Genomic DNA, 7,918 nt, shown 5'->3' on the forward strand with positions numbered 1-7,918 from the left:
GCTCGGACGCCTCCGATCGCGGCGACAGCGGCATCCACCCGGGCTTCTTCTTCCTGGCGGGGCACTCCTACCGCTACTACTACGGCGGCACCGGCAGCATCGGGCACGCACCGTCGGGCGGCAGCATCAGCGCCCCGTCGGGCGCGACGGTGAAGACCAAGAGCGGCAGCACCATTCAACGCGGCGGACTCGGCGCGAAGGTTCACGGCAAGGGCGGTTCTTAGTGCGACGCGAACGCGGCAACCCGCGACCGGGCTGGCAGCGGATCATCGAGGGGCAGGGCCTGGTCTACGGCTCGCCGGGGCAATACGCCAACGGCCAGCCGCGCCCGTACTGGGACGAGTCGGTGCACTACGTCTTCGACATGGACGAGATCCTCGCCATGGAGGCGCAGGTGGAGGTGCTGCACACCATGTGCCTGCACGCCGTCGAACAGGTGGTGCTGACCGAACGTTTCGCCGATTTCGGTCTGCCGCAATGGAGCTGGGAGCACATCACCAAGTCCTGGCACCGCTCCGACCCGCACATCTACGGCCGCTTCGACATGCGCTACGACGGCCGCGGCCCGGCGAAACTGCTGGAGTACAACGCCGACACCCCGACCTCCCTGCTGGAGGCCGCGATCGTGCAGTGGCACTGGCTCACCGACACCCACCCCGACGACGATCAGTGGAACTCGCTGCACGAGAAGCTGGTCGAGCGCTGGGGCGAGATGCGCGAGACCCTGCCGGGCAGTCAGCTGCACTTCAGCTGGTCGGGCGCGGACTCCTCCGGCGAGGACAACGTCACCACCGCCTACATGCAGGAGACCGCCGCCGAGGCCGGCTTCGACACCGTCGCCCTCCCCATCGAGGATGTCGGATGGGACTCGGAGCTGAACCGTTTCGTGGATCTGGCCGAGGCCCCCATCGAGGCCATCTTCAAGCTCTACCCGTGGGAGTGGGCCCTCGACGACGATTTCGGCAAGCGCGTGGTCACCTCGCTGCCGGAAACCATGTGGCTGGAACCGCTGTGGAAGACTCTGCTGTCCAACAAGGCCATCCTGGCCGTGCTGTGGGAGATGTACCCGGGCCACCCCAATCTGCTGCCCGCCTATCTCGACGACCCGCACGAGCTCACCGAGTACATCCGCAAACCCAAGCTCGGCCGCGAGGGCGCGAACATGACCATCGTCGGCGCGGGCATGGAGACCGCGACCGGCGGCGTCTACGGCGAAGAGGGCTACGTCTACCAATTGCTGGACCCGCTCCCCGAATTCGACGGCATGCGGCCGGTGCTGGGTGCTTGGATCGTGGGCGACACCTCGGCGGGACTGGGCATCCGCGAGACCGTCGGCCTGATCACCGACGACTCGTCGACCTTCGTCCCGCACCGCATCCCGCAGTGACCGCCATGACCAGACCGATCCACCCGGAGGAGCACCGATGAGGGTTCTCGCGCTCGAAGCAGGCTACTGGAACTCGCTCGGCCACGGCGTCGGCGCGATCGTGTGCTACGCGGTGCTGGGCCTGGTGCTGCTGCTGCTCGGCTTCCAGGCCGTGGACTGGACCACCCCCGGCCCGCTGCGCTCGATGGTCGCCCGCGGCCTGCCCAACTCGGTGATCATCAGCTCCGCCGCCATGCTCAGCGTCGCGTTCATCGTGGTGTTCGCCATCTACGCGCAGGCGGGCAAGCTCACCGAGGGCCTGATCGCCACCACCGTCTACGGCCTGGTCGGCATCGCGGCACAGGTGGCTTCGGCGCGCGCCCTGGAGTACGTGCTCGGCATCGACATCGGCGCGGTGCTGAAGAACCCGGAATTCAGCATCGAGTCCGTGGTGGTCTCCGCCGCGCACATCTCCATCGGCGCGGTGATCGCCTTCGCGATCCTCTAGCGCACCCGCCCGTATTTGATGAAGGCGACGCCGTCCTCGAAGACGCGGCTGGTGATCACCCGGAAGCGCGAGGGCTCCGGCAGTTGCCCGCACGCGCCGAAGAGCGGGCGGCCGTGCCCGAGCACGATCGGGTAGAGCTTCAAGAACACCTGGTCGATCTCGGGCAGCAGGGTCTGGGCGAGCTCGCCGCCGCCGCACAGCCAGATGCCGAGGCCCTTCTCGCGCTTGAGTTCCCGCACCCGCTCCACCGGGTTCTCGGCGATCAATTCCACATCCGCGGCCGGGTTCTCCGGCAGCGTGGTGGACACCACGAACTGCCGCAGGTGCGCATACGGGCTGGAAGTGCCGGTGCGGACACCGAAGTCGTGGGTCTTGCGGCCCATGATGACGGTGTCGAAGTTCTGGCAGGGTTTGTCGACGCCGAGCACCTGACGCACCTTGGTCGGCAGCGTCTCGGGATACTGCGCGATGATCGCGGGCCCGTGGTCGCCCCCGACGGGGAAGAAGTCGACCGAGCCCGCATCGGTGGCGATGAATCCGTCGATGGTGGCCGAGACGAAGTAGGTCAGTTTGCGCATCTGTTTCCTCCAGGCGGCACAACGCATGCCGCTAGTGAAAAAGGTAGCGCCAAATCACTCCCGATTGGGAGGCTCGATCACATCACCTACGCCGGAGGGGTAATTAAACCCGCTGGTCTCAGCCGCGCGGGCGGGTCTGGCAGCGCGGGCAGGAGAAAGACGAACGGTTCATGAACTTCTCCCGCCGCATGATCGCGCCGCAGCGACGGCACGGCTCGTCCTCGCGTCCGTAGGCATTGAGCGAGCGCTCGAAGTACCCGGACTGCCCGTTGACGTTCACGTACAGGGCGTCGAAGGAGGTGCCCCCGGCCTGCAACGCCTCACCCATGACGTGCTGGGTCTCGGTCAGCAGCGTGTGCAATGCTGGCTTGCTCAGCTTGGCCGCCTCGCGCTCACCGTGAATCTTGGCCCGCCACAACGCTTCATCGGCATAGATGTTGCCGACCCCGGACACCACGGTCTGATCCAGCAGCAGCCGTTTGATCTCGGAATGCTTGCCGCGCAACGTCTTCACGACGGCGTCGGCGTCGAAACGGGGATCCAGCGGATCGCGCGCGATATGCGCCGCGGACTCCGGCACCCAGGTGCCGTCCACCTCGACCAGATCCGAGAGCATCCAGCCGCCGAACGTGCGCTGATCCACGAATCGCAGCTCATTGCCGTCGTCGAGGGCGGCGATGATGTGCGCGTGCTTCTCCAGCGGCGCGGTCGCGGGCTGCACCAGCATCTGCCCGGACATGCCCAGATGCACGACGAGGGAGGTATCGGGCTCATCGAAGGTGAGCCACAGGAATTTGCCCCGCCGCTGCGCGCCGTCCACGCGCAGTCCGGCCAGCCGGGCGGCGAGATCGTCCCCGCCGAGTTCGTGGCGGCGCACCGAGCGCGGATGCTTGACGGTCACCCGGTCCAGGACGCGGCCCACCACATGCTCGGTGAGCCCGCGCCGGACGACTTCGACCTCGGGGAGTTCGGGCATCTAGCTCTTCGAGCCGTCTGAACCCTCGGGCGCGTTCTCGGCGTTCAACGCCTTGTAGGCCGCGCCCGCGGCCTTCTGCTCCGCTTCCTTCTTGGAGCGGCCCACCCCCTGGCCGTAACCCTTCCCGCCGATCACCGCGGTGGCGGTGAACTCCTTGTCGTGGTCGGGTCCGGTGGAGGTGATCTCGTAGCTGGGCACGCCGATACCGCGCTCGGCGGTCAGCTCCTGCAGGCTGGTCTTCCAGTCGAGCCCGGCCCCCATCCGGGGACCGCGCTCGAGCAGATCGGCGAACAGCCGCAGCACCACACTGCGTGCCACATCGATGCCGTGCTCGAGATGCACGGCGCCCAGCAGCGATTCCATGCCGTCGGCGAGAATGCTCGGCTTGTCGCGGCCGCCGGTGAGCTCCTCGCCCTTGCCGAGCAGGAGATGGCGGCCGAGGCCGCCCTCACCGAGTACACGGGCCACCTCTGCGAGCGCGTGCATGTTGACCACGCTCGCGCGCAGCTTGGCCAGCTCGCCCTCGGATTTGTCCGGGTGCTCCAGATAGAGGCGCTCGGTGATGCTCAGGCCGAGCACCGAATCGCCCAGGAATTCCAGGCGCTCGTTGGTCGGCAGGCCACCGTTCTCGTAGGCGTACGACCGGTGCGTCAGCGCTAGGCGCAGAAGCTCCGGTTGTACGTCCACGCCGAGAGCCTCGAGCAGGCTGGCATGGTCTGCGGCATCACCTACGGCGGACAAATCCGCCGCGTCCTTGCTGGCGGTCACGGTCGCTGCTTGATGCGAAATCAGATCGCGGAGGTGACCTGACGGCCCTTGTAGGTGCCGCAGGAGGGGCACGCGATGTGCGGCAGGGTCTTCTGGCCGCAGGCGCGGTTCGGGCAGGTGATCAGGGTCGGCGCGGTGGCCTTCCACTGGCTGCGACGCGCGTGGGTGTTGGCACGGGACATCCGGCGCTTCGGAACGGCCACGACTAGCTCTCCTCTGTCTTGCTTGCGGCACCGTTGTGTCCCGCAAGGGTGGAATCGGTTGATGGGTCCGACACGGCATCTGCCTCAATGGAAGCGGCGTCCGCATCGGTCGACTCAGCAGTGAAACTCGCGAGTCTCGCCCAGCGAGGGTCAAGTATCTCATGACCGTGTCCGGAACCCGCAATCGCCATCTTGACGCCGCATTCCGGGCACAAACCGGCGCAGTCCGGCGAGCACAGCGGCGAGAGCGGGAGCTCCAGGCCGACGGCGTCGACGACGACCGGTTCGAGATCGATCATGTCGTCCACCAGACGGTGGATCTCGTCTTCCTCGGTGGTCTGCTCGGTGGTGCTGTCCGGGTAGGCGAACAGCTCGGTGAGCTGGATGTCGATCTCGTCGGTGAAGGGTTCCAGGCACCGCGAGCATTCGCCCTCGATGGGTGCGGTGACGGTGCCCATGACGAGCACGCCCTCGGAGACCGATTGCAGGGTCAGATCCATATCGATCTGCGCCCCCTTGGGGATGGCGACCAGGTCGAGCCCGATCCGCTCATCGGTGGTGAAGCTGCGCTGCCGCTCCTTCATCGACCCGGGGGCGCGTCCGAGACTGCGGACGTCCAGCACGAAACCCGCGTCGACCGCCTGCTGACGATGACGCGAAGGCTTACCGGAATCGGCAGGCACGAAAAAATCACCTCACGGTAGATGGGAATGGGCAACCACCCCACAATACCGAAAGCCCCGCTCGCCCCCCAAATGGGGCAAACGGGGCACGGAAGTGGTTGCTCAGCGGCGGAATTCGGAGGCGTAGTCGGGGATGGGACCGCCGGAACGCACCTGGTGGCGGCCGCGGCCGACGATGCGCAGGGTATTGGAGAGGGTTTCCTCGAAGTCGGCGAGCTTGCCGTCGACGTAGTCGTCGCATTCCTGGCGCAGGCGGTCGGAGTCGGCCTGGGCGGCGTCGATGAGGCGGGCGGATTCGGTGTGGGCGGCGCGGACCACCTCGGTCTGGGAGACGAGGCGTTCCTGTTCGGCCTTGCCGTCGGCGACCGAGCGGTCGTAGGAAGCCTGGCCCGCGGCGGCGAGGCGGTCGGCCTCGGCACGGGCGCGGCCGGTGAGCACTTCGTATTCGTTCTTGCCGTCCGCGACCGTGCGCTCGGCCTCCTCCTCCGCGGAGGTGACGAGGTGTTCGGCGTGCGCGCGGGCCTCGGCGACCATGCGGTCGGCGTGCGCCTTGGCGTCGGAGAGGATGCGGTCGGCCTCGTCGCGGGCGGAGGTAACCGTATGGTGCGCTTGCTCGTTGGCGGTCTTGACGGTGGTCTCGGCGCCGTTGCGGGCGTCGGTGACGATCTTGTCGCGGTGGTCGAGCACGTCCTGGGCGTCGTCGAGTTCCCCGGGCAGCGCGTCGCGGACGTCGTCGAGCAGTTCCAGGACCTCGCCGCGCGGCACGATGCAGTTGCGGGTCGGCGGGATTCCGCGGGCCTCTTCGATGATGGCCACCAGTTCGTCGAGCGCTTCGAATACCCGGTACATGTGCTACCCCACTCTCCTGCCAGGACTCACGGCGAGACTCTCCGCTGCAAGCCAGTCTGCCAATCTCCGCGCTGTCAACAAGGTCCGACACGGCGTGTCGCGGGTTTTCCAAAACATGGCCTGTTTCACAGACACCAAAAACAAGTGGAGGGAACAACTCCACTTGAGTTACCGTTGAACGGCAAGACTTAGCGGCATTCGGATGGGGAAGACCATGGCTGTCCACGAGATTCCGGAGCGGGCGACGTTGCCCGGCACCGGTCTGGTGAACACCTATACCCATGGCACCGAGGCCCTCGCCCAGAACGCGGTGGCCTTGCACGCCTCCGGGACCCGCGGGCTGGCCCGGCTGGGCGTGTGGCTGCGCGGTGAGGCGGTCTTCGCGCAGTTGATTCGTTTCGCCCTGGTCGGCGGCCTCAGCAATGTCGGCTACATCCTGCTGTTCCTGGCGCTCTACGGCGGCGGCCCGCAGATGGCCAACCTGGCCGGTTCCATCGTCAGCACCGCGCTCGCCAACGAGATGCACCGGCGACTCACCTTCCAGGCGGCCGACCGTGTGCGCTGGTACACAGCGCAATTGGAAGGCGGCGCTCTAGCCCTGGCCGGCCTCGCCATCACCTCCGGCGGCCTGGCCATCCTCGAAGTCACCGCCCCCGGCATGGGCGACATCTCCGAAGCCCTCGCCGTCCTGGCCATCACCGCCGCCGTCGGCACCCTCCGCTTCCTCACCCTGCGCCTCTGGGTCTTCTGACCCACCCCGAACCTCGCACCCCGGCCCGAATTCCGCCACGCCGTGCGAGGTTTCGGCGTGTCCGCACAAAGTCGGAACCCTCCCGCGAACGGCCGCGTCCAACAAAGCATCCGATCGACGAAAGGGGTCCCGACATGGACCGTTGGCGCGGATGCCTTGGCGGACGCCGAGATACCACCACCCCACGCCCCCACCACCCACCGACCCGAGCATGCGGATCCTGCGTCCGCCCCCGCCACCCCCGCCGCCCTCACCGGGAGGGCGAATGACCATCGAGACGGCGTCCACCGCCTCGGATGAGGGAGCGACCCCGAGCATGGCAGTGTCCGTGAATCCGGCAGCGGGCTCGACGACAAGTTCCGGCGAGGCGGCGGGCGCGAATCCGGTCGCGCGAGCCGGTAGACGTTGTGAGGCAAAGGGATCGCGGCAGGCGCTACTCGAGGGGCGTGGCGCGCGGCCGGGGCGGCCGGGAGCGCGGGAGCAGCATGGGCAAGCGGGGGCGGGCGGGCTGGATCGGCGGGAGCGGCATCGGCGGTTGATTCGGGAGGTGGTGCCGGAGATGGCGGCGGGGACGGTGGTGAGTCATCAGTCGGCGGCGGTGTTGTACGGGACCGGGTTGTGGCGGGCGCCGTTGGAGCGGGTGTGCGTGACGCGGAATCGGCGGGGTGGGGGAAGGGTGCGGGCGTTGACGAAAGTGCATGGGTCGCCGGTGGATTCGGCGGTGGATGTGGACGGGATGTTGGTCACCACCCCGGCGCGGACCGTGGTGGATCTGGCGTTGACGCTGCCGTCGGAGGCGGCCGTGGTGGCGGGGGACGCGCTCGCGGGCGCGTTCGGGCTGACCGCGGCGGAGCTGGACGAGGAGCTCGCCCGGGCGAAGGGGCGGTACGGGATCAGCAAGGCCAAGCAGGTGATCGGGGTGCTGGACGGGCGCAGTCAGAGCATCGGGGAATCGTTGAGCCGCCTCATGATCCACCGGCACGCGCTGCCGCGGCCGGGTTCGCAGGGCAATGTCTTCACCCCCGACGGGCGGTTCGTGGCGCGGGTCGACCTCTATTACGAGAGCGCCGGCGTGGTGTGCGAGTTCGACGGCCCGACCGCGTACGGCCGTCTGCTGCGGCCGGGCCAGGACCTCGCCGCCACCGTCGCCCGCGAGCGCACCCGCGAAACCTACTTGCGCACCCTGGGTTTCGAGGTGATCCGCTGGACCTGGGACGAACTGGTGCGCGGCAACCC

10 protein-coding genes and 1 pseudogene are annotated in these 7,918 nt (G+C 67.9%); 5 read left to right on the forward strand and 6 right to left on the reverse strand.

All coding sequences use genetic code 11. From position 1 onward, the window contains the following. The 3 genes and pseudogenes from ACWELQ_RS31060 to ACWELQ_RS31070 all read left to right on the forward strand — a co-directional run. Positions 1-224 (forward strand): annotated as a pseudogene (locus tag ACWELQ_RS31060) (hypothetical protein); the annotation flags it as partial. Then, complete coding sequence (locus ACWELQ_RS31065) at positions 224-1,387, forward strand: glutathionylspermidine synthase family protein (RefSeq protein WP_452400586.1); 1,164 nt, start codon at positions 224-226, stop codon at positions 1,385-1,387. The pseudogene ACWELQ_RS31060 and the gene ACWELQ_RS31065, both read left to right, overlap by 1 nt. A 37-nt stretch (positions 1,388-1,424) precedes the next feature. Then, positions 1,425-1,874: a DUF350 domain-containing protein gene (locus ACWELQ_RS31070; RefSeq protein ID WP_452400587.1), complete on the forward strand. Its 450-nt coding sequence runs from the start codon at positions 1,425-1,427 to the stop codon at positions 1,872-1,874. Here the strand turns inward: ACWELQ_RS31070 and ACWELQ_RS31075 are convergent. From ACWELQ_RS31075 to ACWELQ_RS31100, 6 genes are all read right to left on the reverse strand, one after another. Then, the gene (locus ACWELQ_RS31075; RefSeq protein ID WP_452400588.1) at positions 1,871-2,452 is read right to left on the reverse strand and encodes a dihydrofolate reductase family protein; all 582 of its coding nucleotides are present in this window, start codon (positions 2,450-2,452) and stop codon (positions 1,871-1,873) included. The genes ACWELQ_RS31070 and ACWELQ_RS31075 overlap by 4 nt on opposite strands. A gap of 118 nt (positions 2,453-2,570) precedes the next feature. Continuing rightward, positions 2,571-3,428, reverse strand: coding sequence for a bifunctional DNA-formamidopyrimidine glycosylase/DNA-(apurinic or apyrimidinic site) lyase (gene mutM, locus ACWELQ_RS31080; RefSeq protein ID WP_452400589.1), 858 nt, complete (start codon positions 3,426-3,428; stop codon positions 2,571-2,573). Continuing rightward, positions 3,429-4,196, reverse strand: coding sequence for a ribonuclease III (rnc, locus tag ACWELQ_RS31085; RefSeq protein WP_452400590.1), 768 nt, complete (start codon positions 4,194-4,196; stop codon positions 3,429-3,431). Positions 4,197-4,216: 20 nt separating this feature from the next. Further along, entirely contained in the window at positions 4,217-4,399 is a 183-nt protein-coding gene (gene rpmF, locus ACWELQ_RS31090; RefSeq protein ID WP_120737450.1) for a 50S ribosomal protein L32, read from the reverse strand. Positions 4,400-4,401: 2 nt separating this feature from the next. Next, entirely contained in the window at positions 4,402-5,082 is a 681-nt protein-coding gene (locus tag ACWELQ_RS31095; RefSeq protein ID WP_452400591.1) for a YceD family protein, read from the reverse strand. A gap of 102 nt (positions 5,083-5,184) precedes the next feature. After that, a complete protein-coding gene (locus tag ACWELQ_RS31100) occupies positions 5,185-5,931 on the reverse strand; it encodes a DivIVA domain-containing protein (RefSeq protein ID WP_452400592.1) in 747 nt (248 codons plus the stop codon). Between the two features lie 202 nt (positions 5,932-6,133). On the opposite strand from ACWELQ_RS31100, the gene ACWELQ_RS31105 reads away from it, so the two are divergent. Both ACWELQ_RS31105 and ACWELQ_RS31110 read left to right on the forward strand, forming a co-directional pair. Then, the gene (locus ACWELQ_RS31105) at positions 6,134-6,682 is read left to right on the forward strand and encodes a GtrA family protein (protein WP_452400593.1); all 549 of its coding nucleotides are present in this window, start codon (positions 6,134-6,136) and stop codon (positions 6,680-6,682) included. 265 nt (positions 6,683-6,947) lie between these two features. Continuing rightward, the coding region (locus ACWELQ_RS31110; RefSeq protein ID WP_452400594.1) for a hypothetical protein at positions 6,948-7,918 on the forward strand (971 nt) is incomplete at its 3' end.

Source organism: Nocardia sp. NPDC004722 (assembly GCF_053601505.1).

Coding starts and splice junctions, on each gene's coding strand:
- ACWELQ_RS31070 (WP_452400587.1), top strand. CDS start 1,425: ATGAGGGTTCTCGCGCTCGAAGCAGGCTACTGGAACTCGCTCGGCCAC.
- ACWELQ_RS31105 (WP_452400593.1), top strand. CDS start 6,134: ATGGGGAAGACCATGGCTGTCCACGAGATTCCGGAGCGGGCGACGTTG.
- mutM (WP_452400589.1), bottom strand. CDS start 3,428: ATGCCCGAACTCCCCGAGGTCGAAGTCGTCCGGCGCGGGCTCACCGAG.
- ACWELQ_RS31075 (WP_452400588.1), bottom strand. CDS start 2,452: ATGCGCAAACTGACCTACTTCGTCTCGGCCACCATCGACGGATTCATC.
- ACWELQ_RS31100 (WP_452400592.1), bottom strand. CDS start 5,931: ATGTACCGGGTATTCGAAGCGCTCGACGAACTGGTGGCCATCATCGAA.